We start from the raw sequence: 25,320 nt of genomic DNA on the forward strand, positions 1-25,320 counted from the left end.
ATGAAATCCAGAAAGAACAAGAACAACGACATTGAAATTCTCATCGCCGAGGACAGTCCGACGCAGGCCGAACAGTTGCAGTACCTACTCGAGGGACACGGCTACCGGGTGGTGGCTGCCGCAAACGGCAGGATGGCGATCGAATCGTTGCGGCGGCGCAGGCCGTCGCTGGTGATCAGCGACATCGTGATGCCCGAGATGAGCGGCTATGAATTGTGCAAGGCGATCAAGTCCGACGAAGCGTTGAGGGACATCCCGGTCATTCTGGTGACCACGCTGTCCGACGTGCTGGACATCATGAAGGGGCTGGAATGCGGCGCCGACAACTTTATCCGCAAGCCGTATGAGGAGAAATACCTGCTCGCCCGCGTCGATTACCTGCTGATGAATCAGGAAATGCGCAAGAGCCAGAAGATGCAAATAGGGATGGAAATCCATCTCGGCGGACAAAGGCATTTCATCACCGCCGAGCGGCAGCAGATCGTGGATCTGCTGATTTCGGTCTACGAGGAGGCGATCCACCTCAACGAGGAACTCAAGGTGAAGCAGAACGAGCTGGCCGACTCGAACAGCACACTGAGCTGTCTCTACCACGTCGCAGAGGGGCTGAATCGCGCGATGAGCGAACGCGAAGTGTGCGACCAGGTGTTGGAGCGGGTAATGGAGTTGCCGGGAGTGCAGGCGGGTTGGATCTCTCTGTGGGAAAACGATACTTTCCGGGTCGCGGCGGTGCGCAATCTGCCCCCGGCATTGCTGAGCGAAGGCGCGATGGAGGGCTTGTGCGAATGCCGGCGCCGCTTTCTTGACGGCGAGCTGGATCATGTCACCAATATCCTGGAGTGTGAACGCCTGAAGTATGCCAAAGGTGACACGAACGGCCTGCGCTACCATGCCAGCGTGCCGTTGTGGAGCGGCAATCGGAGCCTGGGCGTCATGAACCTGGTGGGAGCGGATCAGGGCCTGTTCAAAGAAGACGAACTGGAAACGCTTTACGGAGTCGGGCACCAGGTGGGTATCGCGTTGGAACGTACCCGGCTGCATGGGCATCTGGAGCAACTGGTGGAAGAGCGAACCGCGGCGTTGACCACGGAAATCGCCGAGCGCAAACGTGTCCAAGAAGAGCAGGCGCGGCTGGTGGCGATCATCGAGGCTACACCCGACATGGTGGGTACGGCGAGTCCGGATGGCCGCTTTTTCTATATCAATCAGGCGGGTCTGCAGATGTTGGGGTTTGAAAAAATTGAGGATCTCTCCGCGCAACGAATCAAGGATCGTCACCCCGAATGGGCAGGCAAGCTGGTGCAGGAAGAAGGCATTCCGCACGCCATAAGTCACGGCACCTGGAGCGGGGAAACGGCATTCCTGCGGCGCGACGGAAGCGAAATCCCCGTTCTGCAAGTAATCATTGCACACAAGAACCCGGATGGGTCATTGGCGTATCTGTCTACCACCGGGCGCGATATCACCCTGCGTAAGGAGCAGGAATCAAAGATCAATCGCCTCAACCGCATATACAGCGTGCTCAGCGGCATCAACACCACCATCGTGCGTGTCCGGGAGCGCCAGCAACTCTTCGACGAAGCCTGCCGCATCGCGGTGGAGCACGGCAAGTTCACCTTCGCGTGGATCGGCACACTTGACGCGGACACGCAGCAAGTCACCCCTGTCGCCAGGGCAGGCCGTGACGATGGATATCTGGCCCGGATCAACCTGACCGCCACGGAAGATGCGCCGGGAAATTGCCATCTGACGGCACGTGCCCTGACCCAGCGGCAACCCGTCATCTGCAACGACATTGCCACGGACGAAGCCATGCAATCGCTGCGTGCCGAGGCCTTGCAGCGCGGCTATCGTTCCGTGGCGGTGTTTCCCCTGCTATTGGGAGATCAGGCGGTTGGCGTATTCGTGCTCTATGCCCCGGAAGCGGGCGTTTTCGATGCGGAGGAGATGCGGCTGCTGGTCGAGATGGCTGGCGATATTTCATTTGCACTGGACAATCTCAAAAAAGAAGAGCGCCTCAATTATCTCGCCTATTACGATGCCGTCACCGGTTTGCCGAACCGAACGCTGTTTCTGGACCGTGTCACCCAGAAAATCAATGCGGCACACCGCGATGGCAAGATATTTTCCGTGATCATGCTCGACCTCTACCGATTCAGTAGCATCAATGAAACCCTGGGCCGGCAGGCCGGCGACGAGGTGTTGCGGCAGATCACGCAGCGGCTGCAGAGAACACTCGTTGAAACGGATATCCTTGCCCGTTTTTCAGCCGATTACTTCGGTATTGCCACCCGCTACGACGATGAAAATGTAGACATCGTTCATATCCTGGATGGCGTGTTGTCCGTGATTCAGAATCGGTCGTTTGTGATCGGCGGACAGGAGTTACGAGTTTCGGCCAGGGCAGGAATATCGACTTATCCAGCCGATGGCGAGGACATCGAAGCTCTTTTCCACAATGCCGAATCAGCGCTGAAAAAAGCCAAGCTCTCCGGTGACAAGTATCTATTTTATACCCCCGCATTCAATGCGCTGGCTGCGGAGAAATTGTCGCTGGAAAACAAGCTGCGCCGTGCGCTGGAGCAGGAACAACTGGTACTGCATTACCAGCCCAAGATCGATCTCAACAGCGGACAGATCAGCGGGCTGGAAGCCTTGCTGCGCTGGAACGACCCCGAGACTGGCCTGGTGCCGCCGCTGATGTTCATTCCCTTGCTTGAAGAAACCGGGATGATTTTGGAAGCGGGACAGTGGGCCCTGGAAAAAGCGGTATCGGATTCCCTGGTGTGGCAGGCGAAAGGGCTGCGATCTCCGAGAGTCGCCGTCAATGTCTCCCCGATCCAGTTACAACAGAAAAATTTCGTCAGCATGATAGAAGGCGTGGTGAAGGGCAATGGGGATGTCGCCAGCAGGCTGGAACTCGAGATTACCGAGAGCCTGGTCATGCAGGATATTGTGGCGAATATCCAGAAACTCCGGGTGATCCGGGAGATGGGCGTGGAGGTGGCGATCGACGATTTCGGTACCGGTTATTCCTCGCTCAGCTATATTGCCAAGCTGCCGGTCAGTGCCTTGAAGATCGACCGGGCATTCATCATGGACATGACCAGTAATTCCGACGATCGGAGCATTGTGTCCACGATCATCTCGCTGGCCCATTCCCTGAATATGCGGGTAGTCGCGGAGGGCGTCGAAACCGAGGAGCAGGCAAAACTGCTGCGCTTGCTCAAATGCGACGAGATCCAGGGATTCCTGTTCAGCCCGGGGGTGCCTGCGGAACAGATTGAGCGATTTCTGCGCGAGCGGAAATCACTGTTGGGATAGGCTGAAAGAGAAGGAAGGCAACCGATGCGATGTTTCGCCCTACCTCAATCAGCCGAACAGCTTCCTGTTTGAATTCGGGGGTGTACTGCGAGCGTCGTTTTACTTCACTCATTGCATTCTTCTTGTGCCGATTGTAACAATCGGCTAAGAGAAACGTTTTTCGGAGGTAAGATCAGTCGCAAACTGGCAAAGCAACTGACGGATTTGGGGATGAAGGATGTTCCGGTACCCATGCAAGTGGTGGGTCAGTTTGGCGCGCGATTCAATGCGCTATGGACTGTTTCCAGTCTTGCAGGTTGCCTCGCTACAAAAGGGTCGGCTGTCATCATCCCGACATCTGTGACTGTGTTCTACCTTATTTGTTCATCCACCTAATGGCTGGGGCACTCTGCATTCAAACCTTTGCCGGCCTGACCGGGAACTTCTTTGCTGGCACGTATCGTGCTCTATTCCGGCAAACAAGCCATTACTCGACATGACTCGATCCGAACTCATCACCCGCTTGACCCACCGTTATCCCGAACTGGCCCAGAAAGACCTTGAGTTGGTCGTCGCGGAGATACTGGATGCTATACAGACGTCCCTGACGCAGGGTAACCGTGTTGAAATTCGTGGTTTCGGCACTTTTGATTTGATCTACCGTGCTCCTCGCATTGGGCGCAACCCAAAAACAGGGGAATCGGTATCGGTACCTGGAAAGTGGGTCCCCCATTTCAAGGCCGGAAAACCACTGCGGGAACGCGTTGATCGCTTGGGCACATCCGGTACGATTAAGTAAAAAGGCTCAGATTGATTTCAACCAGCCGTTAACGTTGGTTGAGCACAACTGAATTGCCGCATATGGTGGCGCACTGAGAACCATAGGAACACTGGATAAAGAAATGCGTCTTGATCTTCACACGCTGATGTTGATGACCTCCGTGCTGACCCTGCTGCTTTCCGGGCTTCTGGCATTGGCCGGATTGCATGCCGGCAGCATTCGCGGGGTGCGGCTGTGGGCGCTGGCCAGCCTGTGCTATAGTCTCGCGAGCTTCATCGCCTTCGCGGACTTGACACCCACAAGCAGCGGCTGGCTGATCGTGCTGGTCGTCGTGTTGCTTTTGGCAGGCAACAGCTTGCAATTTTCCGGCATCCAGGCTTTCAAGGATCAGCGCATTGACTGGCGCATTCCATTACTGTTTTTTGGCGTGGCCTTTGCCCAGAGTGTCTGGTTTACGCTCCTCCATCCCGATGCCAATGCGCGCGCCATCGCCAATTCTCTTGTGTTTGCCGTGATCAATGCGCTTTGTGCCCGTGCGCTGCTCATCCGTATCGACCCGCCGTTGCGTACCGCATACTGGTTTACTGGCGTATCGTTCGCGTTGCTTGCGGCCGCTGCTCTGTTCAGGGCGGCAATACTTTTTCAGGCGCCACCCGGCACCTCGATTGGCCTTTCCTCGCTGTTGCCCTTCGTTCCTGCGAGATTTCTGGCCAGTAGCCTGATACTGATGTGTGTGACCTTCGGTTTCATGCTGATGCTGAATTACCGCCTCATTTCGGACATGCAGAAAATTGCGTTGCGCGATAGTTTGACCGGCGCACTGAACCGGCGTGGTCTGGAAGCAGAAGCTATCCGCCTGGCGGCACGCTGTAACCGTACCGGGGATACGCTGGCGATCATGGTGATCGATGTCGACCATTTCAAGGCGATCAATGACCGTTGCGGCCATCAGGTGGGCGACAAAGTGTTGCAACGTCTCACTGCTGTGGCGCAGGCTTCCGTCCGTAGCGATGACTACTTTGCTCGCTATGGCGGCGAGGAGTTCTGTATTCTGCTCCCGTCCACCACCGAAGAAGAAGCCAGGGTATTGGCCGATCGCTTGCGTCAGGCTTATGCCGCGTTGACCATGGAGTTCGGCGGTGAGGTGCTCCGCAGTACCATCAGCATCGGCGTCGCTGACTCAAACCATGTCGGCTTGGAATTCAGTGCATTGGTGTCTGCTGCAGACCAGGCAATGTACTGGGCCAAGCAGGAAGGGCGCAATCGAGTACTGGTGCATTCGGCAATGGTGTGCAACGTACCCGTAATGGTAACCGCATGAACGACTGCTATTGGCATACAGTGACCGTTGGATTATGTGTAAATTAGCGCTCAACTTTTCCCAGGAAACGGCTTGTGTTGTTACCAACTGTATTGATGCAAAGCCATATTCTATGCGGCTTATTCAGCCTTTCCAATTTGCTGATTTTCATGAAAACTGCCAAATCAAGAACACCAAATTACACTTGAGCACTGAGTTGGTCGAACCGTGGTCCGTCGGACGTCGGGGTAGATCGAGGTTCAACGACCGATTTGGATTGAGTAACAGACCTTCATGGACATCGCTTTTGCAGGCTGTTTATGGCACACAGTGACTGTAGCACTTTGCGAAGTGCTTGCCGCAAAGCTGTCACTCATAATCAATCGAATTCTCGCGAAGGCGACGGTCCGCAATGGCCGAACAAGAGGCGGCCATACAACAGAGCTTGTACTTCCGCTTTCCGTACTTTCCGGACAAGTCGGCTCTGTCAGATTAAACACATGGAAATAGCCGGCAGCAACGCCATGAACAAGCGATCAGCACTAGCAGCATGGTTATTCACTACCGGTACTGTGGTCTACAGTGACCAACGCCCGTACTTTGACCGGGCGGCGCTTGCGCTGACGCACGTCAGGCGAGGGAGCCCGCTTCAGCTGCGAACTGTCGGAAGCTTGCCGACATGCGTCGAGCCAGGCTTCTACTTCCGTCAAGTCCCATACCACGCAGCGCGCGGTCAGATTGAACCGGCGCGGAAATTCTCCGCGGCGCTCCATGTCGTAGATCGTGGTATCGGCCAGCGGCACGATCTGTCGCAGTTCGGTACGGCGGATTGTGCGTCTGAACGGCAAGGTATTCGTCGCGACCAGTCGTGGTAGCTGCATGTCGTGCGGTTCGTTTGTATCAGAGTTGTCGTTTGGCCTCGCAGCCACCAGACTTCGATCTGCTTTGTACATGATCTGCTCCATCATCAGGGCAATTGCTGGTTGCATCGCAACGGCCGGTATAAATGCGGTCCTGTGATGGTGATCTTTCCGGCATCTATCGAAAACTCGCTCAGGCGTACATGGGCGTATTACGATTGTGCTGATGCGGCATCGCGGTGAATCACTTCGCCCTGGTCTTCCTGAATCCCCTATCCCGCGCCATGAATGATTCCAGCATGTGCGGGATCAATGTGGCGGCATCGACCGGTTCGCCGTAGGTCTGCGCATGCAGCGCGGCATAGCGCTCCAACTCTGCCTTCAACACCACGGTCAAGGTAATGGTCAACTTCACCGTCTCGGTTTTCGGCAGCGGACCCAGCCGCAGCTTTCTGCTGGACTCACTCATTGCGACGCCCCCCTCTGGAAGAACAGCGGCTGGTACGGACGTAGGATCAGATCCTTGTGCACCATTACCCGCATCGGGAATCCGGGCCGGATGGTGAGCGTCGGCTGGATGCTTACGTTGCGTTTGGTGATCTCCTGACCAACCTGGTTTACTGTGTCCTGCGCGCTTTGGCGAACGGCGACGGTGACGCTACCGGTACTGCCGCTGTTGTTGGGTGCTGCCAGCTCCGCACCGACTCCGAGCAGCGTGGACAACGCGGCACCGGCAAGGATGCGATCCCAATGCCAATCGACGCCATCTTCCAGCCCGGCATAACCCGCCGGGTCGATGCCGGGCAACCGGTCGAGCGAAATAGACGAGGTATCGGGCAGAATCAAGCGCCTCCACACCAGCAGCACGCGCCGCTGGCCGAACGACACCTGGCTGTCGTAGCGGCCGATCAGCCGCGATCCCTGCGGGATCAGCAGGAAGCGCCCCGTGGCCGTGTCGTAGATGGCTTCCGTGACGTTGGCGATGACCTGCCCCGGCAAGTCGGAGTTGATGCCCGTGACCAGCGCCGCCGGAATGATGGTGCCCGCCATCACCTGGTAGGGTGAGGCTGGCAGTTGCAGGCTGGCGGAATTACGTGTGGCAGTATCACCCGCAGTGGCCACGAACGCTTGTTTCTGATCCTGTCGGTTCTGTACCGCCGTTGGGTCGGCAGGCTGTGCCGACGCCGATGCCATCGGATTGAACGGCTGGTTGCCCGATACTGGCTCGGGCATGGCCGTACTCGCAGTGGGCGATGGTGCTGCCTTCACCGCACCGCTCCGAAAGAAAACCGCTGAGCGTGCTGCCTCCTCGGCATCACCTGGCTGTGCAATGCGCCCAGTCTGCGCGGGAGGGGGGTATGCGCCGGCGTTGCGCTGCGCATGCACGATGGCCGGACCAAGATCGCCCGGCAGTGGTTCGCCCAATGCGGGCACAACCGGTTTTGCCACTGCCGGCACTTTGGAATAGTCCTTCGGCAATTGATCCAGGCTCTCGGCTCGCGAGACGCGATCCACGTTGTACAGCTCGGTGGCCGGGTTGCGCTCGCGCTTGTGTGGCTGCAAGGACCAGAGCGTGGCACCCAGGATGACGATACCGAGCGCCCCTGCAAGCCCCGCCAGCATGCGCCGGTTTAGCCGCGTGACGGGGCGCGGCGAAGCGCGTAGAGCCAAGGTGTCCGGGTCGGCCTTAATCGTCCCGGTTGGTGGCATTTGCGGCGTGGTGGGCGTGCTCATGCTCAATGCCTCCGTGCCGTGCTGCCCACGCCATCGGTACGCTCGATGCGAACAACTGCTGCCTTGTCAGCGCCCAGCCGCAACTCGGCCGCACCGAACAGCCGATCCACCACATAGTACGGCGAGCGGAAGCGGTAGTTCACGAGTTGGCCATCGCCTTGCTGCCCGATCACGAACAGCGGCGGCAATTCGCCCTGCGCGATGCCAGCGGGGAACTGGATATAGACCCGCTCGCCGTCATCGAATGCGCGCAGCGGCTTCCACGGCGGGCTGTCGCCGGAGATCGCGTAACGGAACTTGATCTGCTCCAGCGACAAGCCGGAGTCCACCGGCGCCGCAGCCTGGGCCTGCTGCGCCTGCTTCTGTAGAGCGAGCATGCGGTCCTTCGGATAGTCCCACGACGCTGATGCCATCCACGCATGCGGTGTGGAAGACAGTTCGAGCAGGTAGGTGCGACGGTTGGTGGTGATGACCAGGTTCGTCTTCAGCCCGACGCGCGTGGGCTTCACGAGGATGTTCACGCGCAGGTTCGCGCCGGCGCCGCTCGCGGTGTCGCCGACGATCCAGCGCACCGTGTCGCCGGCCGAGACCGTCACCAGTTCTTCACCTTCCTGCAAGGCAATCACGGTGACGCGGCCGGGGCTGGTGTAGACCTGATACAGCGCGCCGTCCGCGTAGGGCCAGACTTGGATCGCGTTGATGTAGCCCTCTCGGCTCGGCGGCACGCGCGCTTCTGCGTTGGCACGCGCCACGCGAGCCTTCTCGTCGGGCAATTCGGCGACTGGCTTGTCCTCGGGCGTGCTCACCAGCGGCTTCAATTGTTCGGGCAGCGGCAGTAGCTTCGGGACTTCGACTACCTCGATGGGCTTGGGCAACTCCGGCAGCGCGTGCGCCGCGACGGGTTCGTCCAGCGTGATGTCCGGCGGCGGCTTGCCGTGTGTGGCGCAACCGCTGGCAGTCACCAAGGTGACGCTCAGGATCAACGGCAAAGCGTAATTGCGGATTTGGGTTTTCATGGTTTTTGGGTTCCTTCGGTTGCGTCGAATTCACGGCTCCAGGACAGGCCGTTGACATAAATGCCCAGCGGGTTCTTGCGCAGTCGCTCTTCGGTGCGCGGCGGTTGCAGCACGATGGACAGCACAGCCGTCCAGCGCTCGGTGCCCGAGGGCGAACCGTTGGCATAGTTGCGCTCAATCCAGCGTACCTGGAACGAGGATTCGCTGGCGCGGACCACGCTGGTGATCTCCACGGCCGTCGAGGTCTGGCCGATGCGTGCGAACGGATCGTTGGTGCGCGCGTAGTCGTTCAGCGTGGCCGCACCCTTGTCCGTGGTGTACTCGTAGGCTTCGAGCCAGTTCTGCCGCACCACGATGGGATCGATCGACAGCGAGCGCACGTCGGTGAGGAAGCGCGCCAGGTGGTAGGCGATCTGCGCATCGTTCGGCTTGTACGGCGTGGCGGCCTCGCCCACCGCGCGCACCTGACCGCCGGTGGCGACCTCGACCACATAAGGTGTGACGATGGATTGCGCCGATCGCCACACGAGCCCACCTGCCATCAGCAGTGCGAGCGAGAGACATCCAAAAGCCATCAGCCGCCAGTTCTTCGCCTGCACGCGCGCACTGCCGATACGCTGGTCCCAGACCTGCGCGGCAGCCTGGTAGGGGGTGACGGGTTCCGGTGTGTCCGAATACCGCACCTGGGGTCGTTTGAATCGCATGAGCTGATCTCCGTTGATCTCAATCTTTAATGGTTCGAGTTGTCGCGCAGGCTCGGACTGGCACCGCTGCCGCCGTGATCGCCTGAGCGCAGGGTGTGGGCGGCCGTCGAGACCGCATGGCTGGCCTGCTGTTTGCGACGCATTTGTTTGGCCCAAGCTGGCTCTGCCGCAGGGGGCTTGGCTTCGGCTGCATCGGCTGATTCGGTAGAACTGGCTGCCGCCGCAGGCGCAGCAGCGTCCGCGACGAAATTCGCCACGCGATCCTTGACCGCTTTCGCACCGGCTGCGACGCGCTGGCCGACAGCACTGGCACCGCTCTTGGCCACATTGGCGAGGCCTGCGCCAGCAGCACGAACTCCACCGGCACCCGATGCGGCGGCGCCAGCCTGGTAGGCGGTCTTCGCGCCGCTTGCCATTGAGCTGGTCGCACGCCCGGCCGATGCAGCGCTACCGATGGCCGCGCGCGCAGCGCCCGGCACCATGCGTGCTCCAGCGGCAACCGCTGCACCTCCTGTGGCGATAGCCGCACCTCCAGCCACCGCCAAACCAGCAGCACCCAGCGCCGTGCCGGCCGCCGCACCGGCTCCGAGCTGCGGTGCACCGGACACCAGCCCGGTTGCAATTCCCGGCCCGAAGATACCGAGTCCCAGCATCGCCAGCGAAGCGAGCATGATGGTCAGCGCCAAGTCGATGGAGGGCTCGGTACCCGGCGGCGTCTGGAACTGTGCAAACAATCCCGTACCGATGCCGACGATCACCGCCAGCACCAGCACCTTGATGCCCGATGACACCACGTTGCCCAGCACACGTTCGGCGAGGAATGCGGTCTTGTTCCACAACGCGAAGGGCACCAGCACGAAGCCTGCGAGTGTGGTCAGTTTGAATTCGATCAGCGTGACGAAGAGCTGCACCGCGAGCACGAAGAAGCTGATGATCACCACCAGCCAGGCGAGAAACAGCACAGTGATGACATCGAGGTTCGCGAACACCTCGGGGAAGCCCGTCATGCCGCTGATCTGCGCCATGATCGGCCGCGCCGCATCGACGCCGACCTTGGCCAGGTGGCCCGGCTGCAGCAACTGCGCCTGAGTCAGTGCGGAGCCGGACGCCACCAGCCCGAGCCCGGCAAACGAATTGAACAGGATGCCAGCCAGATTGTTGAAGTTGCCGATGATGAAGGCGAAGGCACCGACGTAGAGTGTCTTTTTGATCAGCTTGCCGATCACGTCCTCGCCGCCCATGGCCCAGAACAGCCCGGCCAGCGTCATGTCGATCACTACCAGCGTCGCGGTGAGGAACGCCACCTCGCCATGCAGCAAGCCGAAACCCGAGTCGATGTAGTGCGAGAAGACATCGAGGAAGTGGTCGATGACCGACAGGTTGTTCATGGCTCAGTCTTTCGGTGCTAAAGCGGGTGCGGCCGGTGGCGCGGGCGTGTACGGCGTGCCGCTGCCCATGAAGCGCCGCCGCGTGGCCTCACTCGCCCTGTTGCACAGGGCGTCACCCATCTTGTCGTGGTCGGCCTTGCACTGCGCGCGGACCTCCTTCAGGCGCTCAGGATTCGCTAGCAGCGATTCGACGGACTCGGTGGGTGCCGGCTTGTGGCATGCGGCGAGCAGCATGGTGCAGGCGATGGTAGTCAGGAGGGTTTTCATAAGAGATTCCTCAGTTGCCGTAGAAGTTGACGCTGTATGGCGTATACGGTGTGCCGGTGCCATGGAAGCGATTGCGCACCTCGGCGGCACGCGCATGCACCGCGACCTGCCGCGCCTGTTCGAGGGCGACGGCGCGGTCTTGCGTGATCTGCAGCTGCTGTGCCTGAATCGCCTGCCGGGCTTGCAAGGCGAGTAACTGGTTCGTCGCCTGCGTGGCTTGCAAAGCACCGACCGCCGACTGGCTACTGTTCACGAGGTCGCTCAAGGTTTGCTCGTCGGAAGTGAAGTTCTGCACCGACTGCGACTGCACCTCGGCTGCGGTGCGCAGTGCCTCCAGTGAGTTCTGCCAACGCTGGCTGGCGTCGAGCGCCATCTGGTTTGCCGGGGTCGAGGAGGTGTAGGCAGCGGGATAGAGCTGCGCGAACTGGGTCTCCATCTGCGTCAGATTCAATGATAGCCCCTGCGCCTGCTGCAGCAGCTGGTTCGTCGTGGACAGCGCAGATTGCAGTTGATTGAGCGCGCTGAAGGGGAGACTGGTCAGGTTCTTCGCCTGGTTCGTCAGCATCTGCGCTTCGTTCTGGAGTTGCCTGATCTGGTTATTGATCTGCTCCAGAGCACGGGCAGCCGTCAGGATGTTCTGAATCAAGTTGGCCGGATCGATGACCACCACCGTCGCCTGTACCGAGGGCATTACGGTCATGAGTACGGCAGCGGCGATGGCAAGCACAATTTTTTTCATGGTTGCTTCTCCTGGGGTGTGAAGGGGAATGACGGATGAGAGGGGATCAGGTCTGCGGCCCAGTCGAGGCCGCGATGGCGCAGCCAGGCGGCTGCGAAGTCCGCTGGCGGCACCGACGCGGAAACGGTGTCGATAGCGCGTTGGTCTTCGGGCTTGGCTGCACCGGCAAATGCCAGCGCCACTGGACCAAGTCCCAGATCGAAGACCCGATTGCCGAGCCGCGACTGGTAGTAGTACTCGCGCTTGGGCTGTGCGGTCGCCACGATCTCAATTTGCCGCGCATTGAGACCGAAGCCTTCGTAGATGACGCGAATCTGCGGTTCGGTCGCCTGCGGGTTGGGCAGGAAGATACGGTTCACGCAGCTCTCGATGATGGCTGGCGCAATACTGGAATCTTTGATGTCCGCCAGCGACTGTGTGGCGAAGATGACAGAGACATTCTTCTTGCGCAGCGTCTTCAACCATTGGCGGATGCGCGCGGAGAACACAGGGTCGTCGAGGAACAGCCAGGCCTCATCGAGGATCAACAGCGTCGGGGCACCGTCGAGGCGTTCTTCGAAGCGCGCGAACAGGTAGCGCAGTACCGCCAGCGCCGCCGCCTTGCTGTGCATCAGCTCTTCCATCTCGAACGCTTGCACGTCGGCGAAACCGAGTCGGTCATGGTCGGCATCAAGCAGCTTGCCGTGTGCGCCGCCCAGCACATAGGGTTGCAGGGCTTGCCGCAGCGAATTCGATTGCAGCAGCACCGACAAGCCAGTCAGGGTGCGCTGATCGAGCGGCGCGCTGGCCAAGCTGTTCAGCGCCGACCACACGGACTCCTTCTCGACCGGCCCGACGGCCACGCCTTCGTGAATCAAGCGGCCTTCAACCCACTCGGCCGCCCAGGCGCGATAGCCGTCCTGATCGATGCGTGCCAGCGGCTGGAAGGCGATGGCACCCTCTGCGCCCAGGTCGTAGTGTTCGCCGCCCAACCCGAGTACCGTGGCGCGAATGGAGCGCCCCATGTCGAAGGCGAAGATACGCGATCCGGCATAGCGGCGGAACTGCAATGCCAGCGTCGCGAGCAGCACCGACTTGCCCATGCCGATGGGACCGACTACCAGCGTGTTGCCCACGTCGCCGATGTGCGTGACCAGCCGGAACGGCGTCGCGCCATCGGTGCGGGTCACGATCAGCGGTGGGCCATCGAGATGCGCATTGCGCTCTTGCCCAGCCCACACTGCAGACACCGGCATCATGTGCGCGAGGTTCAGTGTCGAGACAATGGGCTGGCGCACGTTGGCATAGGCGTGCCCCGGAATCGACGACAACCAGGCATCGACCGCGTTCAAGGTCTCCGGAATGGTGATGAAGCCCCGGCCCTGAATGGTTCGCTCCACTGCGCGCAGCTTCTCGTCAGCGGCCGTCGCATCGGTATCGAGCACTGTCACGGTGGCCGTGACGTAGCCGAAGGACACCTGGTCGCTGCCCAGCTCCTGCAATGCTGCATCGGCATCCGCTGCCTTGTTGGAGGCGTCCGAATCCATCAGCGGGCTTTCATGCTGAAAGATGGTTTCGCGCAGCAACGCGACGATGTTCTTGCGCTTGGCGAACCACTGGCGGCGCAGCCGCGTCAGTTCCTTCTCCGCCTCGGCCTTGTCCAGGCACAAGAAGCGGGTGCTCCAGCGGTAGGCAAAACCCAGGCGATTGAGGTCGTCGAGCAGGCCAGGCCAGGTCGAGGTCGGGAAACCGCGCACCGACGCCACGCGCAGGTGCTGGCTTCCGAGCATCGGTGCAAGGCCGCCCGTCAGCGGTTCGTCGGCCAGCAGCGCATCCAGGTGCATCGGTACTTCGGGCACGGCCACCGAATGCCGGCGCGTGGACACGCAGGCATGCAGGTAGGTCAAGGTCTGACCATCGTCGAGCCAGGCGATCTCCGGCATGACCCCTTCGAGCAAACCGAAGAAACGTTCGGTCTCCGACACGAAGCCCTCCAGCCGCTCGCGCCAATCCACGCCTTCGACCTTTGTGTTCTCATAGAGCAGCTTGGCGGCGCGCGCCATCGATTCCTCGGGCGACAGGTACAGCAGCGTCAAGTGGTACGCGCTCTCGAAGTGGCTATCGGCTTCCTCAAAAACGGCGCGGCGCTCTTCATCGACCAGCCAGGACAGCGGCTCGGGAAATACCGATTCTGGGTAGTCCGCCGCCTCGCGCCGTTCGGCCTCCACGAACAGCGCCCAGCCGGAACCGAGCCGACGCAGCGCGTTATTCAAGCGCGCGGATGTTGCGATCAGTTCGCCCTGCGTCGCGCTGTCCAGGTCCGGCCCGCGAAACCGCGCCGTGCGCTGGAACGAGCCGTCCTTGTTGAGTACGACACCCGGCGCGACCAGCCCAGCCCAGGGCAACCAGTCTGCCAGCAGGGCGGGGCGTTTGCAGTATTCGGCGAGGTGCATCATGGTCTTTGCCTCAAACGTCCAACAGCGTGCGGTGCTTGATGTGTCGAGCGAAAACCGCCATGAACTGCGCATCCAGGCGCGCGCCCCACACGGCCAACGAGTGCCCGACGATCCACAGCGCAAGACCGGGGAGCCAGAGTTGCAACCCGATACCGACCGCGGCGGCCAGCGTGCCGTTGGCAATCGCCACCGTGCGCGGCGCCCCACCCAGTAAAATAGGTTCGGTCAACGAACGGTGCAGCGGCACTTCAAAGCCCGGTGCGTCAGCAGGGAGCGCGTTCATGCGATCACCGCTCCACCGGCAAAGCTGAAGAAGGTCAGGAAGAACGAGGACGCGGCAAACGCGATCGACAGGCCGAACACGATCTGCACCAGCTTGCGGAAGCCGCCGCTGGTGTCGCCGAAGGCTAACGTCAGTCCGGTGGTAATGATGATGATCACCGCGATGATGCGGGCCACCGGCCCCTGGATCGAGTCCAGCACGGATTGCAGCGGTGCCTCCCACGGCATGTTCGACCCCGCCGCATGCGCGGGAATGGCAATGGCCAGCAGCAGCGCAGTAAGGGCCACGAACTGCAAAGCAGGTTTTACGGAAATGCGTGAAGTCGTCATGACGGTTCTCCTGGAGTTGATGAAAGTGAGGGGAAGGAAGGCATCAGCTCCGTGCTAAGCCGGTAGCCGTGGCTGTCGAAGCCAGTGACGCGGGCGATTTCCTGCACACGGCGCGCATGGCCGCGACCGGCGATGTAGACGATGACGTTGACCGCCTCAGCGATCAGGGCGCGCGGTGGGGTCACGGCGACTTCGAGGATCAGTTGTTCCAGTCGCAGCAACGCGCCCACAGCGGAACCGGCATGGACGGTGGCGATGCCGCCCGGATGGCCGGTGCCCCAGGCCTTGAGCAAGTCCAGCGCTTCGGCACCGCGCACTTCACCCACGACGATGCGATCTGGTCGCAGCCGCAGGGTCGAGCGCACCAGCTCGGTCATGGTCACGACGCCGGCACGGGTGCGCAGCGGTACGTGGTCGCGTGCCGTGCATTGCAGCTCCACTGTGTCTTCGAGCACGATCACGCGGTCGCCGGTGGCGGCGATCTCGTCGAGCAGGGCATTGACCAGCGTGGTCTTGCCAGTGCTGGTACCACCCGCGATCAGGATGTTCTGGCGTTCGCGTACCGCGTCGCGCAAGAAGCTCGCCTGAGCCTCGGTCAGGATGCCATCGGCCACGTAAGCGTCGAGCCGGATCAGACCGACCGCGCGCTTGCGCAGCGCGAAGACCGGTCCCGGCGTCACGGGTGGTAACGCGCCTTCGAAACGTTCACCCGTTTCGGGCAGTTCGGCGGATAGCAGCGGCTTGCCCGCATGCACTTCGGCGCGCACATGGGCGGCGACCAGCCGGATGATGCGTTCGCCATCGGCGGGCGTGAGACTGACGCCCAGCGGCTCGCGCCCACTGCTCAGTCGATCGATCCACAGCGAACCGTTGGGGTTGAGCATGACTTCCACCACGTCGGGGTCGTTCAAGGCCTTGGCGATGTCCGGTCCCATCGCCGTGCGCAGCATGCGCACGCGACGTTCCAGTGCCAGCGAGGCTGACAAGCCCTGATCGCGCGGCGGGTTGCTCATGACGGTGCGCCTCCAGCTTCGTCGGCAGGCGCTGCGGCGCGAACGATATCCTGCTGGCCGAAGAATTGGTTGGGGTCGGGCTGGATTTCTTCGACCACGTCCTTGACCAGGCTGCGCCCGCGCAACAGATGCCGACCGAGCTGTTCGATAAACTGCTCGAAGCGTGCGCGGCCCTGAGCGCGTGCCGCTTCCTGATGCGCTTCCGGCACCGGGGTGCTGACGGTCAGGAAGTAGCGCACGTAGAGCGCCAGCGTCTCGATCAGGATGTTCTGATCCCGCTCCAGCTTGTCGAGTTGGCGGGATAGCCGATCCAACCGCTTGGCGATGGCGGCTTCGCGCTGGTCGCCGGAGTCGGGTGACAGGAACGAAGCCAGCGCGGCGGCGATGATGGAGGACTTGGACAAGCCCTTCATGGCCGCCAGCTCTTCAAGCCGCTTGGCATGCTCGTGCTCGATGAAAAGGTTCAGGCGTGTGCGTTTCATAGGGATATCCCGTCATCAGGGTCGAGAGCGGCCAGCCGCGCCGTGCGTTGCAGGCGCGGATCGAGCTGGGCGGGCAAGGGCAGCGGCAGGTCGTCGTCATCGAACAGCCCCAGGTCATCCACCGCGTGTTCGGGCTCTGGCGTGAACACGACTTCGGCCAGTTCTGGCTGCTGCTGGTGGCCACCGTCGTCGATAGACTCCCCGTGTGCGGGGAGGACCAAGCCGAGAATCGGCGCGGCGGGTATCGCCAGTCCGGTCCAATCGTCCGGCCGCAATGGCGGTGCATCGGCGTAGTGCCCGAGTTGCAATGGCGGCGGCGCCTGCATGCGTGTCTTGAAATTCGCATCCAGGTAGTAGCGAATTTTTTGCGCCTTGATCGGTGGATGACCGGACACCATCACCACCTCGTCATCGGGCGGCAACTGCATCACTTCGCCGGGTGTCAGCAGCGGTCGTGCGGTCTCTTGGCGCGACACCATCAAGTGACCGAGCCACGGCGCCAGCCGGTGACCCGCGTAGTTGCGTTGCGCGCGCAGTTCGGTCGCGGTGCCCAATGCTTCGGAAATGCGCTTGGCGGTGCGCTCGTCGTTCGTTGCAAACGCGATGCGCACATGACAGTTGTCGAGGATCGAATGGTTTTGGCCGTAGGCCTTGTCGATCTGGTTCAGCGACTGTGCGATCAAAAAGGCGCGCAGTCCGTAACCCGCCATGAAGGCCAGCGCGCTCTCGAAGAAGTCGAGCCGACCCAGTGCCGGGAACTCGTCGAGCATCAGCAGTAGCTTGTGGCGACGGGCAATGCCGTCCGAACCATCGAGTGACTCGGTCAGGCGTCGGCCGATCTGGTTGAGAATCAGGCGGATCAACGGCTTGGTACGGCTGATGTCCGAGGGCGGTACCACCAGGTACAGCGACACCGGGTGATCGGCATCAATCAAGTCGGCGATACGCCAGTCGCAGCGTGAGGTGACTTCGGCCACGGTGGGATCGCGGTACAGGCCCAAGAAACTCATTGCGGTGGACAGCACACCGGATCGCTCGTTGTCGCTCTTGTTCAGCACCTCGCGCGCCGCCGATGCGACAACCGGGTGCGTTGTTTCGCCCAGGTGTCGTGTCGTCATCATCCGGTGCAGCGTCACCTCGAACGGGCAGGCCGGATCGGACAGAAAATTGGCGACGCCGCGCAGCGTTTTGTCTTCGCTGGCGTAGAGCACATGCAGGATCGCGCCGACCAGCAGTGCGTGCGAAGTTTTCTCCCAATGATTGCGCCGCTCTAGCGCGCCTTCGGGATCGACCAGGATGTCGGCGATGTTTTGCACGTCGCGCACCTCGTGCATGCCGCGCCGCACTTCAAGTAATGGGTTGTATGCAGCCGAGCGTGCATCGGTCGGGTTGAATAGCAGGCAGTGTGAGAAGCGCGCGCGCCAACCGGCGGTCAAGGTCCAGTTCTCGCCCTTGATGTCGTGGATGACGGCGGAGCCGGGCCACGAAAGTAGCGTTGGCACCACCATGCCGACACCCTTACCGGAGCGAGTTGGCGCGAAGGCCATCACATGCTCGGGACCTTCGTGGCGAAGGTAATCGCCATCTTTGCGGCCCAGGAAAACGCCGGCAGGGCCGGTCAGCCCGGAACTGCGGATTTCAGCGGGTAGTGCCCAGCGCGCCGAGCCGTAGGTCGTGACCAGCTTGGATTGCCGCGCACGCCACACAGACATCGCAATAGCGACAAAGGCACCGGCGAAACCGCTGCATGCCGCGATAGCACCACCACGCAGGAAAATGTCGGGCGCATAGGCATCGTAGAAGTACCACCACTCGAACAGCCGCCACGGGTGATAGATCGGCGTTCCCAGCAAGTCAAACCACGGCGTACCCAGGCGTAGCTGGTAGCCCAGTTGTGCTGCGGTCCATTGGGTGGCACCCCATGTTCCCGTGATCACGATCCCGAACACCGCCAGGATCTGACCGAATAGCACACTGGTTCCCTGCATCTCGACCTCCTGAATTTCGCTCCTGCACAAAGTGCGGACAACGATGTGCCGCAGGTGCGAGAGTGAGGGGCGATTCAGGGTCGGTCAAAGACCGTTATCGGGATACCGGAGACGAAGAAAACAAGAGTTCTAGCTGGGGAAAAGGAGAGCGCATCGCTGCAAACGACTGCGCATTTTGGCGTGTATCGCGATTTGCCGAAAAATTATCGACGGATGCCGGTCAGCAGGCGCATTCCGCCGCATATACGACCAAAGCCATCCGGTCGTTGTGTGGTGTTCCGATGTCGAGGCGATCAGTTCTTTGGCGCGGGCTGCGGTGTGTATTTGCTTTTGCCGTCGCCCATGAAGCGTCGGCGGCGTGCTTCGCTCGCCGCGTTGCAGAGGGCATCGCCCATCTTCGCGTGGTCTTCCCTGCACAGGCGTTCCACTTCCTTGAGCCGTTCGGGATTGGCGACCAGTGATTCGACGGTGTCCGTCGGTGCGGGCTTTTCGCAGGCGGTCAGAGCCAAGACCAATAGCAGCAAGCAGGTTTTCTTCATGTCGTTTCCTTTTGATGTGGGCGTGCAAGCATCTATCTCATGTCCCCGCACGTGAATTCGAGTTCTCTGCGGCAACCACTCGGGCGACGAAACGGCTCAATGGTTCGGATGGTTCCGCGTTGGGTCGTAGCAAGTAGGTGGTCAGCATGATGGGACGCCCCGCCAGCGGGCGAGCCACGACTTCCGGGTGGCGGCAGATCATCATGTGGGATTCGTTGGCAAAGCTGAGTCCGTAGCCAGCGGCCACCAGCGTCATCATCAGGTCGAAGGTCGCCGCATGTTCGGCCACGACAGGTTCCGCATCGACGGTGCGCAAGATGCGCTCGATTTGTCGGTAGCAGCCTTCGCAAATCTCCGGGTGGCACAGCACCAGCGGGTAGCGGATCAATTCCGCCAATGGAATACGTTTGTGCGCCAGCAGCGGATGACGCGCCGGAACGGCGATCACCAGTGGGTCGTTCCACACGGTCTGAGTGACGATGCCTTCGCCGACCTCGCCCGCATGGGCGAATCCAGCGTCATACATGCCGCCGCGCAGGCCTTTCGCCTGCTCCGCCAAGGGAACCTCGAAAAGGCGGATTTCGACATCGGGTTCCTCTTCTCGACATTGCGCTAGCAACGCGGCAAGCCATGGCTGGGCGATACCGTCGGATAGCGCAATGCGCAGCGTGCCGCGATAGCCGGTGGCGGCGGCTTTAGTGCTGGCCACGGCCTGTTCCAACGTGGACAGCACGCGGTGAGCTTCGTCCAGGAATACTTGTCCGGCCCAAGTCAGGCGAGTGCTGCGCGTGGTTCGCTCGAACAACTGCACGCCCAAGTCATACTCCAGGTCCTTGATCGCTCGGGACAGCGGCGACTGCTCGATATGCAGGCGCTCGGCTGCGCGCGCGAAGTGCAACTCTTCGGCTACGGCAATGAAATAGCGCAAATGGCGGATCTCCATACTGTGTCTGTACGGCGCGTCGAATCTTCACGCGGCCGATTCCCTCCGTTTTCGCAATGGCCACGGAATCGTGAGCCCAAGTAACGCGATGACTCCGGTAGCAACGTTGCCTTCAAGATGGATACGACGCTGTTGACTACGAGCGCCGCTTCCCCAATCAGGCGCCGGCACCGATGCCAATGTTGAATTCCGCAACGTACAGGGATGACGCCGTATCAGCTTGCTCAGGATCTAGTTCGAAGGTCATCACAAAACGGTCCAATTTAAGTCGTCGGTATTGCTTCCCGCACGCCACGAGTACGTCACTGTGATGGTTAAGCCCCGACCTGCGTACGTCGAGATACCTGCTCCGGCGCAATGCGGTTGACCAGCACAAACCCCAGCGCCGTCCAGTATTCGGTTGAGCCTGCCGCAGTCATGGTCGCTTCGCTGTCGGCGATCACACGCTGGCTATCTGTTAGCAGGAAGTCCTCCAGATCGTTCATGCTGGCAAACGCCATCAGCGTCACGCCGTCGATCCCGCTGGTTTCTGGATGGAAGAACGGTTGGCCAGTCTCGGTCGGACCGATGTTGTGGAGCTGCACGTAACGCTTGACCAGACGTGGTGTGTCCGGCTGCGCGAGCACTGTGTCGGCATGCTCTTGCAACCACCAGCGCTGGAATTCGGCGCGGCTGCTGTCAGGACGCCGGACATGCGTCTTCACCAAAGTGATGGCATCGTTGCCGCTAGCGCTGGGCAGCAGGATGTACTGGCGCGACAGTACCGGGGCGATATCGCGGAAGATCGCTTGATCCTCCGGCAATATCTTCGAGCGCACGCGCTTGTTGGCTAGCGCGGCGGCGATGTCTTCGGGGCCGGCGAAGTTGAGATAGGCGATTCCGTCCCAGCGAGGACGCCGGTATGGCGCTATATGCCCAATGACGGTCGGGAACAGGCGACCGTTGTCATCGATCGGAGCGGCGTAAGGCGGTGTACTGCTCTCCGTCGGACCCGCCGCGACCCGATGTAGTTGATCATAGCGTTGCAAACGCTCTAGGCTGCGGTCGTCCGGCTCCTCGACGTAGGTGAAGCGCACGCCGTGCACCTTGCGCCAATATTCCCCCCATTTCTCGAAGTTCAGGTTGGGGTTGCCCTCGAAGGCGTTGGCGGCGGGATCAACTGCCGGGTCGGCGATCACTTGGCCCTGCGCGTCAAGCATATGGCCATCGCCGCGCCGACGTTCCTGCAACGGGGTGTTGTCGGCCCGTGACAGGAAGGAACACAGCACGATCAGCGGTTCGTCGGTGCCCGATCGGGGTTGCAGATAGGGGGCACGCAACAGTTTTTCCTGTGCAAACGATGGGGTCATAAAGGTCTCCGAATGATTAACGAGAAAACGAACGCGCCAGGGCGCCGGTACCCACCGCCATACCAACCGCGCAGATGCCTGGCCAGCCGTAGTGCGCCCAAGCCCAGCTACCCGCCCAGGCACCTGCCGCCATGCCGAACATGGCGCCGGTCATCAACAGCGCGTTCAGGCGACTGCGCGCGGAAGGGTCCAGACCATTGACGATGGTCTGGTGCGACACCAAAGCGGCCATGACCCCCAGGTCGAACAACACGGTACCGGCGATTAGCACTGGCAGCGAGCCGGAGAGCAACCACATGCCGCCAAACGACAGCATCACTAGCAGGGCTCCCAGCCGGATTGCAGGAAGCGGGCCGGTGCGGTCGGCCAAATGGCCGAACAGAGGTGCGGCCAGCGCACCAGCGGCACCCGCTAGGCCGAATGCACCCGCCACGCCGGCACCAAGCTGAAAAGGTGGCCCCGCCAGCATTAGTGCCAGCGTGGACCAGAACGCGCCCAGCGAAGCCGCCAGCAGCGCTTGCGTGGAGACGGATCGGCGCAAGGCCCGGTGTTGCTGCCAAAGCGCCGCCAGACTTCGCAGCAGCCGACCGTAGTTCCCCTGCGTAGCAGCCGGCAGATGTGGCAGAAAACGCCATACCGCCACCGCGACGATCAGCAGCAGGCTGACGGCGATCCAGTAGATGGCCCGCCAGCCCAGGCCTTGCGCCACCAGTCCACCCAATGTCCTGGACAGCAAGATGCCGCTGAGCAGGCCGGTCGTTACCGTTCCCACCACGCGACCGCGGTGTTCCTCGGATGCGAGCTGTGCCGCGATGGGGATGAAATCCTGCCCGATGCTGCTCAGCAGTCCGACGATGATTCCTGCCGTGGCGAGGAAAGCCAGGGTTGGCGCGAGGGCTGATGCGATCAGCGCCAGGGCCAGTAGCAATGCCTTGCCCAGGATCAGGCGCTTGCGGTCCATCAAGTCGCCGAGCGGAGCCAGTAATAGCATACCCAGGGCATAGCCGACCTGAGTCAGCGTGGGCACCCAGCCTACCGCATCGGCATCTGCGCCGAACGTCTGTTGGACTAGATGGAGACCCGGCTGGATGTAGTAGACGTTGGCGACCCCAACACCCGCGCCTAGCGCCAGCAGGAACACCCGTCCCCGGATTACGGGAGGGCTGGATCGTTCAGAGATGGGATGGGGGACCGTCGTCGGCAAGGCGTGTGCTCCATGTTAAGAGGACGCGGACAGCGCCTTCATGATCCTTGCCATCTTATTGACGATTTATTGAAAGATAAATAGGTCTATACTCCAATTAAAGTTGACTAATATTCTCCAATTGAGACCCTAAATTGATCATGACCGAGCACCTCAAGGGCATTAGTGTCTTCGTGCAGGTAGCCGACGCCGGCAGTTTCACCCTCGCGGGAGAGCGATTGGGCATTTCCAAATCCGGTGTCGCCAAGAGCGTCGCGCGCCTGGAGGACCACTTGGGCGTGCGGCTGTTCAACAGGACGACGCGCAGCTTAAGCCTGACGAATGAGGGGCAGACTTTCTATCAGGGTTGTGTTCGTGCCCTCGCAGAACTGGAGGGCGCGCAGTCGGCGGTGACCACCCACCAGCAGATGCCGACCGGCCGCTTGCGGGTCGATCTTCCTGTGGTCTTCGGCAGGCGCTGGGTGCTGCCCGTTCTGCTTGATGTGGCCTCTCGCTATCCGGCGGTGGAACTTGAGGTAAGCCTGACCGACCGGCGGGTCGATATGGTCGAGGAAGGGATCGACCTCGTGATTCGTATCGGACCGTTGGATGACAGAGCCACCGTGGTAGCCCGGCATCTTGGAGTACAGAACGCGGTGGTCTGTGCTAGCCCGGCCTATTTGGACGCACATGGCCGCCCTACGAACCTGGAAGAACTGGCCAATCATGCGTGCATCACCTTCGAGCGCGGCAGCAAAGCCAGACCCTGGCTGTTTGTGGGTGCCGACGGTCATCCGCTGTCGCACCCCGTCCGTGGACGCCTGTGGTTCAACCATAGCGAAGCCATTTTGGATGCCGCACTGGCGGGCCATGGTCTGGCGCTGCTGTCCAACTGGCTGGTCGCAGAGCATTTGAAATCCGGCAGGCTAGAAGCCGTATTACCGCAGATCGAAACTCAGGGCTTCCCGATTCATGCTCTGTGGCCGCAAACGCGGCACCTGTCGAGCAAAGTGCGTGTGGTGGTGGATGAGCTGGTTTCCGGATTCCTGCCAGTTTCGCCTTGGGATATCGCTTGAGAGATTCACTGCCCTACCGTCTCAGCCAATCGACGGCCCCCGCTGCCTTGTAAACTCCCATGAAACGCTATTGCCGCCGCACCACGGCGCTGATGGTCTGCCCCAGCCGCTGCTCAATCACCGGCTTCCACGGCACCAGACTGAATCCCATGCCATCGTCGAGCATCGCGAAGCGTCCGCTCGCGAGCATCACACTGCTCCGGTAGACACCGGTGATGCGCTCACCATCGGCCACGGGGCGATGAGCTAAACCGGTTTCGGCGGCGATGTCTTGCGCCGCCACCGCGACTTCCCGACCGCGCAACGTCGCTAACAGATTGCGTGCCAGAATCACGTGCTGTCCGCGTCGCTCGGCCAGACCCTGTTCGACCAGGAATTCCGACCGCTGCTGTAGCGCTTCGCGCACCTCACCGCCGAAGCCGTTGTCGTTGATACCGCTGCTATCGCCGATCAGATGCTGGTCCAGCCAGGTCGCCCCGATCACGCGCGTCTGCCGCTCAATAAACATAGTGTGAACGCAGTTCCACGGCTACGCCGCCCAGCCGCTGTGCGTCGTACTGGCGACCAGTGATTCGACCGTATCCGTCGGTGCGGACTGTCCGCAGGCAGCCAACATCACGGCCATCAGCAGCATGCACGCCTTTTTCATGTCGTGTCCTCTCTGGCGTTGGACCGGGAAAGGAATCCGAACCTCATGTCGATCCGTGCTGTTCGGAAGTTTCGACAGGACTCACCCGGTCGATGAAACGGCTCAACTGCCCGGAGGGTTCGACATCCGGATGCAGCAGGTAGGTCGTCAGCACGAGCGTACGCCCGGCCAGAGGGCGTACAATCACTTCCGGGTGTCGGCATACGGCGATCTGCGAGGCACTGGCAAAGCCCAGGCCGTAGCCCGCGGCCACCAGTGTTAACATCAGATCGAGGGTGGTGACACGATCTGCGACAATCGGTTGTGCGTCAACCGTGCACAGCAACCGTTCAATCTGTTGGCAGAAACCTTCGTAGGCCTCTGGATGGCACAGCACCAATGGATAACGCAATGCTTCGTCCAATGGGATGCGCTTATGCACCAGCAGCGGGTGCCGCGCAGGAACCGCGATCACGAATGGATCACTCCAGACCGGTTCGGCAATGATGCCTTCGCCCACCTCGGCCGACTGGGCAAATCCCGCATCGTACAAGTCGCTGCGCAGGCCCTTTACCTGTTGGGAGAAAGGTATCTCGAAGAGATGGATTTCCACCTCCGGCTCTTCCTCTCGGCACTGTGCCAGCAAGGCGGCAAGCCGCAATTGTGCACTGCCATCGGAAAGCGCAATCCGCAGACTGCCGCGATAACCCGTTGCTGCGGCTTTCACGCTGGCCTTAGCCTGGTCAATGGTGGCGAAGATGCGGCGCACATCTTCCAGGAAGACCTTGCCGGCCCAGGTCAGGCGTGTACTGCGCGTGGTGCGCTCGAACAACTGCACACCCAGGTCGTATTCCAGTTCCTTGATGGCGCGAGACAACGGCGACTGCTCAATATGCAGGCGCTCGGCTGCATGAGCGAAGTGGAGTTCTTCGGCGACCGCGATGAAATACCGCAGATGACGCAACTCCATTGTCATTTCC

The 25,320-nt window shown here is 61.1% G+C and carries 23 protein-coding genes and 1 pseudogene; 4 read left to right on the top strand and 20 right to left on the bottom strand.

Annotation, left to right across the window (positions count from 1 at the left end; translation table 11 throughout):
* The 3 genes from ACFDAU_RS07860 (at position 1) to ACFDAU_RS07870 (ending at position 5,405) form a co-directional block, all read left to right on the top strand.
* On the top strand, positions 1-3,324 hold the full coding sequence (locus ACFDAU_RS07860; RefSeq protein ID WP_413439411.1) for an EAL domain-containing protein: 3,324 nt from the start codon (positions 1-3) through the stop codon (positions 3,322-3,324).
* A 475-nt stretch (positions 3,325-3,799) separates the two neighbouring features.
* Entirely contained in the window at positions 3,800-4,102 is a 303-nt protein-coding gene (locus ACFDAU_RS07865) for an integration host factor subunit beta (RefSeq protein ID WP_413439412.1), read from the top strand.
* A gap of 103 nt (positions 4,103-4,205) precedes the next feature.
* On the top strand, positions 4,206-5,405 hold the full coding sequence (locus ACFDAU_RS07870; RefSeq protein ID WP_413439413.1) for a GGDEF domain-containing protein: 1,200 nt from the start codon (positions 4,206-4,208) through the stop codon (positions 5,403-5,405).
* Positions 5,406-5,938: 533 nt separating this feature from the next.
* Here ACFDAU_RS07870 and ACFDAU_RS07875 read toward each other — a convergent pair.
* From ACFDAU_RS07875 to ACFDAU_RS07960, 18 genes are all read right to left on the bottom strand, one after another.
* Positions 5,939-6,265 carry a helix-turn-helix transcriptional regulator gene (locus ACFDAU_RS07875; protein ID WP_413439414.1) on the bottom strand — a complete coding sequence of 109 codons (327 nt, stop codon included), beginning with the start codon at positions 6,263-6,265 and terminating at the stop codon, positions 5,939-5,941.
* Positions 6,266-6,488: 223 nt separating this feature from the next.
* The gene (locus ACFDAU_RS07880) at positions 6,489-6,713 is read right to left on the bottom strand and encodes a DUF2274 domain-containing protein (RefSeq protein ID WP_413439415.1); all 225 of its coding nucleotides are present in this window, start codon (positions 6,711-6,713) and stop codon (positions 6,489-6,491) included.
* Entirely contained in the window at positions 6,710-7,978 is a 1,269-nt protein-coding gene (locus ACFDAU_RS07885) for a TrbI/VirB10 family protein (RefSeq protein WP_413439416.1), read from the bottom strand. Before ACFDAU_RS07885 ends, ACFDAU_RS07880 begins: the two co-directional genes overlap by 4 nt.
* A gap of 2 nt (positions 7,979-7,980) precedes the next feature.
* Entirely contained in the window at positions 7,981-8,994 is a 1,014-nt protein-coding gene (trbG, locus tag ACFDAU_RS07890) for a P-type conjugative transfer protein TrbG (protein ID WP_413439417.1), read from the bottom strand.
* Positions 8,991-9,698 (bottom strand): conjugal transfer protein TrbF, encoded by a 708-nt coding sequence (gene trbF / locus ACFDAU_RS07895; RefSeq protein ID WP_413439418.1) that lies wholly within the window; start codon positions 9,696-9,698, stop codon positions 8,991-8,993. Before trbF ends, trbG begins: the two co-directional genes overlap by 4 nt.
* Positions 9,699-9,724: 26 nt before the next feature.
* Positions 9,725-11,086 carry a P-type conjugative transfer protein TrbL gene (gene trbL, locus ACFDAU_RS07900; protein ID WP_413439419.1) on the bottom strand — a complete coding sequence of 454 codons (1,362 nt, stop codon included), beginning with the start codon at positions 11,084-11,086 and terminating at the stop codon, positions 9,725-9,727.
* Between the two features lie 3 nt (positions 11,087-11,089).
* Positions 11,090-11,353, bottom strand: coding sequence for an EexN family lipoprotein (locus ACFDAU_RS07905; RefSeq protein ID WP_413439420.1), 264 nt, complete (start codon positions 11,351-11,353; stop codon positions 11,090-11,092).
* 10 nt (positions 11,354-11,363) lie between these two features.
* On the bottom strand, positions 11,364-12,092 hold the full coding sequence (gene trbJ / locus ACFDAU_RS07910; RefSeq protein WP_413439421.1) for a P-type conjugative transfer protein TrbJ: 729 nt from the start codon (positions 12,090-12,092) through the stop codon (positions 11,364-11,366).
* Positions 12,089-14,527: a conjugal transfer protein TrbE gene (gene trbE, locus ACFDAU_RS07915; protein WP_413439422.1), complete on the bottom strand. Its 2,439-nt coding sequence runs from the start codon at positions 14,525-14,527 to the stop codon at positions 12,089-12,091. The genes trbJ and trbE overlap by 4 nt, the downstream gene beginning before the upstream one ends.
* A 10-nt stretch (positions 14,528-14,537) precedes the next feature.
* Positions 14,538-14,810, bottom strand: coding sequence for a VirB3 family type IV secretion system protein (locus ACFDAU_RS07920; RefSeq protein WP_413439423.1), 273 nt, complete (start codon positions 14,808-14,810; stop codon positions 14,538-14,540).
* Entirely contained in the window at positions 14,807-15,139 is a 333-nt protein-coding gene (locus ACFDAU_RS07925; protein WP_413439424.1) for a TrbC/VirB2 family protein, read from the bottom strand. The genes ACFDAU_RS07920 and ACFDAU_RS07925 overlap by 4 nt, the downstream gene beginning before the upstream one ends.
* Positions 15,136-16,152: a P-type conjugative transfer ATPase TrbB gene (gene trbB / locus ACFDAU_RS07930; protein WP_413439425.1), complete on the bottom strand. Its 1,017-nt coding sequence runs from the start codon at positions 16,150-16,152 to the stop codon at positions 15,136-15,138. The genes ACFDAU_RS07925 and trbB overlap by 4 nt, the downstream gene beginning before the upstream one ends.
* A complete protein-coding gene (locus ACFDAU_RS07935; RefSeq protein WP_413439426.1) occupies positions 16,149-16,634 on the bottom strand; it encodes a CopG family transcriptional regulator in 486 nt (161 codons plus the stop codon). The genes trbB and ACFDAU_RS07935 overlap by 4 nt, the downstream gene beginning before the upstream one ends.
* Positions 16,631-18,622, bottom strand: coding sequence for a conjugal transfer protein TraG (locus ACFDAU_RS07940; protein ID WP_413439427.1), 1,992 nt, complete (start codon positions 18,620-18,622; stop codon positions 16,631-16,633). Before ACFDAU_RS07940 ends, ACFDAU_RS07935 begins: the two co-directional genes overlap by 4 nt.
* Before the next feature lie 293 nt (positions 18,623-18,915).
* Complete coding sequence (locus ACFDAU_RS07945; RefSeq protein WP_413439428.1) at positions 18,916-19,161, bottom strand: EexN family lipoprotein; 246 nt, start codon at positions 19,159-19,161, stop codon at positions 18,916-18,918.
* Between the two features lie 37 nt (positions 19,162-19,198).
* Positions 19,199-20,104 (bottom strand): LysR family transcriptional regulator, encoded by a 906-nt coding sequence (locus ACFDAU_RS07950; protein ID WP_413439429.1) that lies wholly within the window; start codon positions 20,102-20,104, stop codon positions 19,199-19,201.
* A gap of 314 nt (positions 20,105-20,418) precedes the next feature.
* Positions 20,419-21,453 carry an EthD domain-containing protein gene (locus ACFDAU_RS07955; RefSeq protein WP_413439430.1) on the bottom strand — a complete coding sequence of 345 codons (1,035 nt, stop codon included), beginning with the start codon at positions 21,451-21,453 and terminating at the stop codon, positions 20,419-20,421.
* Positions 21,454-21,469: 16 nt separating this feature from the next.
* Complete coding sequence (locus ACFDAU_RS07960) at positions 21,470-22,657, bottom strand: MFS transporter (RefSeq protein ID WP_413439431.1); 1,188 nt, start codon at positions 22,655-22,657, stop codon at positions 21,470-21,472.
* Between the two features lie 140 nt (positions 22,658-22,797).
* Between ACFDAU_RS07960 and ACFDAU_RS07965 the strand changes: the two genes are divergently transcribed.
* A complete protein-coding gene (locus ACFDAU_RS07965; protein ID WP_413439432.1) occupies positions 22,798-23,712 on the top strand; it encodes a LysR family transcriptional regulator in 915 nt (304 codons plus the stop codon).
* 21 nt (positions 23,713-23,733) lie between these two features.
* Here the strand turns inward: ACFDAU_RS07965 and ACFDAU_RS07970 are convergent.
* Positions 23,734-24,278, bottom strand: a pseudogene (locus ACFDAU_RS07970) (DUF3363 domain-containing protein); the annotation flags it as partial.
* Positions 24,279-24,404: 126 nt separating this feature from the next.
* Positions 24,405-25,310 (bottom strand): LysR family transcriptional regulator, encoded by a 906-nt coding sequence (locus ACFDAU_RS07975; RefSeq protein WP_413439433.1) that lies wholly within the window; start codon positions 25,308-25,310, stop codon positions 24,405-24,407.
* Between the last annotated feature and the right edge of the window lie 10 nt (positions 25,311-25,320).

Source organism: Sulfuriferula sp. GW1 (assembly GCF_047300855.1).
Taxonomy (GTDB): domain Bacteria; phylum Pseudomonadota; class Gammaproteobacteria; order Burkholderiales; family Sulfuriferulaceae; genus Sulfuriferula.

What these genes read in the sequence shown, in the direction of transcription:
- ACFDAU_RS07860 (WP_413439411.1), top strand. Translation starts at nt 1, where the DNA reads ATGAAATCCAGAAAGAACAAGAACAACGACATTGAAATTCTCATCGCC.
- ACFDAU_RS07865 (WP_413439412.1), top strand. Translation starts at nt 3,800, where the DNA reads ATGACTCGATCCGAACTCATCACCCGCTTGACCCACCGTTATCCCGAA.
- ACFDAU_RS07870 (WP_413439413.1), top strand. Translation starts at nt 4,206, where the DNA reads ATGCGTCTTGATCTTCACACGCTGATGTTGATGACCTCCGTGCTGACC.
- ACFDAU_RS07875 (WP_413439414.1), bottom strand. Translation starts at nt 6,265, where the DNA reads ATGCAGCTACCACGACTGGTCGCGACGAATACCTTGCCGTTCAGACGC.
- ACFDAU_RS07880 (WP_413439415.1), bottom strand. Translation starts at nt 6,713, where the DNA reads ATGAGTGAGTCCAGCAGAAAGCTGCGGCTGGGTCCGCTGCCGAAAACC.
- ACFDAU_RS07885 (WP_413439416.1), bottom strand. Translation starts at nt 7,978, where the DNA reads ATGAGCACGCCCACCACGCCGCAAATGCCACCAACCGGGACGATTAAG.
- trbG (WP_413439417.1), bottom strand. Translation starts at nt 8,994, where the DNA reads ATGAAAACCCAAATCCGCAATTACGCTTTGCCGTTGATCCTGAGCGTC.
- trbF (WP_413439418.1), bottom strand. Translation starts at nt 9,698, where the DNA reads ATGCGATTCAAACGACCCCAGGTGCGGTATTCGGACACACCGGAACCC.
- trbL (WP_413439419.1), bottom strand. Translation starts at nt 11,086, where the DNA reads ATGAACAACCTGTCGGTCATCGACCACTTCCTCGATGTCTTCTCGCAC.
- ACFDAU_RS07905 (WP_413439420.1), bottom strand. Translation starts at nt 11,353, where the DNA reads ATGAAAACCCTCCTGACTACCATCGCCTGCACCATGCTGCTCGCCGCA.
- trbJ (WP_413439421.1), bottom strand. Translation starts at nt 12,092, where the DNA reads ATGAAAAAAATTGTGCTTGCCATCGCCGCTGCCGTACTCATGACCGTA.
- trbE (WP_413439422.1), bottom strand. Translation starts at nt 14,527, where the DNA reads ATGATGCACCTCGCCGAATACTGCAAACGCCCCGCCCTGCTGGCAGAC.
- ACFDAU_RS07920 (WP_413439423.1), bottom strand. Translation starts at nt 14,810, where the DNA reads ATGAACGCGCTCCCTGCTGACGCACCGGGCTTTGAAGTGCCGCTGCAC.
- ACFDAU_RS07925 (WP_413439424.1), bottom strand. Translation starts at nt 15,139, where the DNA reads ATGACGACTTCACGCATTTCCGTAAAACCTGCTTTGCAGTTCGTGGCC.
- trbB (WP_413439425.1), bottom strand. Translation starts at nt 16,152, where the DNA reads ATGAGCAACCCGCCGCGCGATCAGGGCTTGTCAGCCTCGCTGGCACTG.
- ACFDAU_RS07935 (WP_413439426.1), bottom strand. Translation starts at nt 16,634, where the DNA reads ATGAAACGCACACGCCTGAACCTTTTCATCGAGCACGAGCATGCCAAG.
- ACFDAU_RS07940 (WP_413439427.1), bottom strand. Translation starts at nt 18,622, where the DNA reads ATGCAGGGAACCAGTGTGCTATTCGGTCAGATCCTGGCGGTGTTCGGG.
- ACFDAU_RS07945 (WP_413439428.1), bottom strand. Translation starts at nt 19,161, where the DNA reads ATGAAGAAAACCTGCTTGCTGCTATTGGTCTTGGCTCTGACCGCCTGC.
- ACFDAU_RS07950 (WP_413439429.1), bottom strand. Translation starts at nt 20,104, where the DNA reads ATGGAGATCCGCCATTTGCGCTATTTCATTGCCGTAGCCGAAGAGTTG.
- ACFDAU_RS07955 (WP_413439430.1), bottom strand. Translation starts at nt 21,453, where the DNA reads ATGACCCCATCGTTTGCACAGGAAAAACTGTTGCGTGCCCCCTATCTG.
- ACFDAU_RS07965 (WP_413439432.1), top strand. Translation starts at nt 22,798, where the DNA reads ATGACCGAGCACCTCAAGGGCATTAGTGTCTTCGTGCAGGTAGCCGAC.
- ACFDAU_RS07975 (WP_413439433.1), bottom strand. Translation starts at nt 25,310, where the DNA reads ATGGAGTTGCGTCATCTGCGGTATTTCATCGCGGTCGCCGAAGAACTC.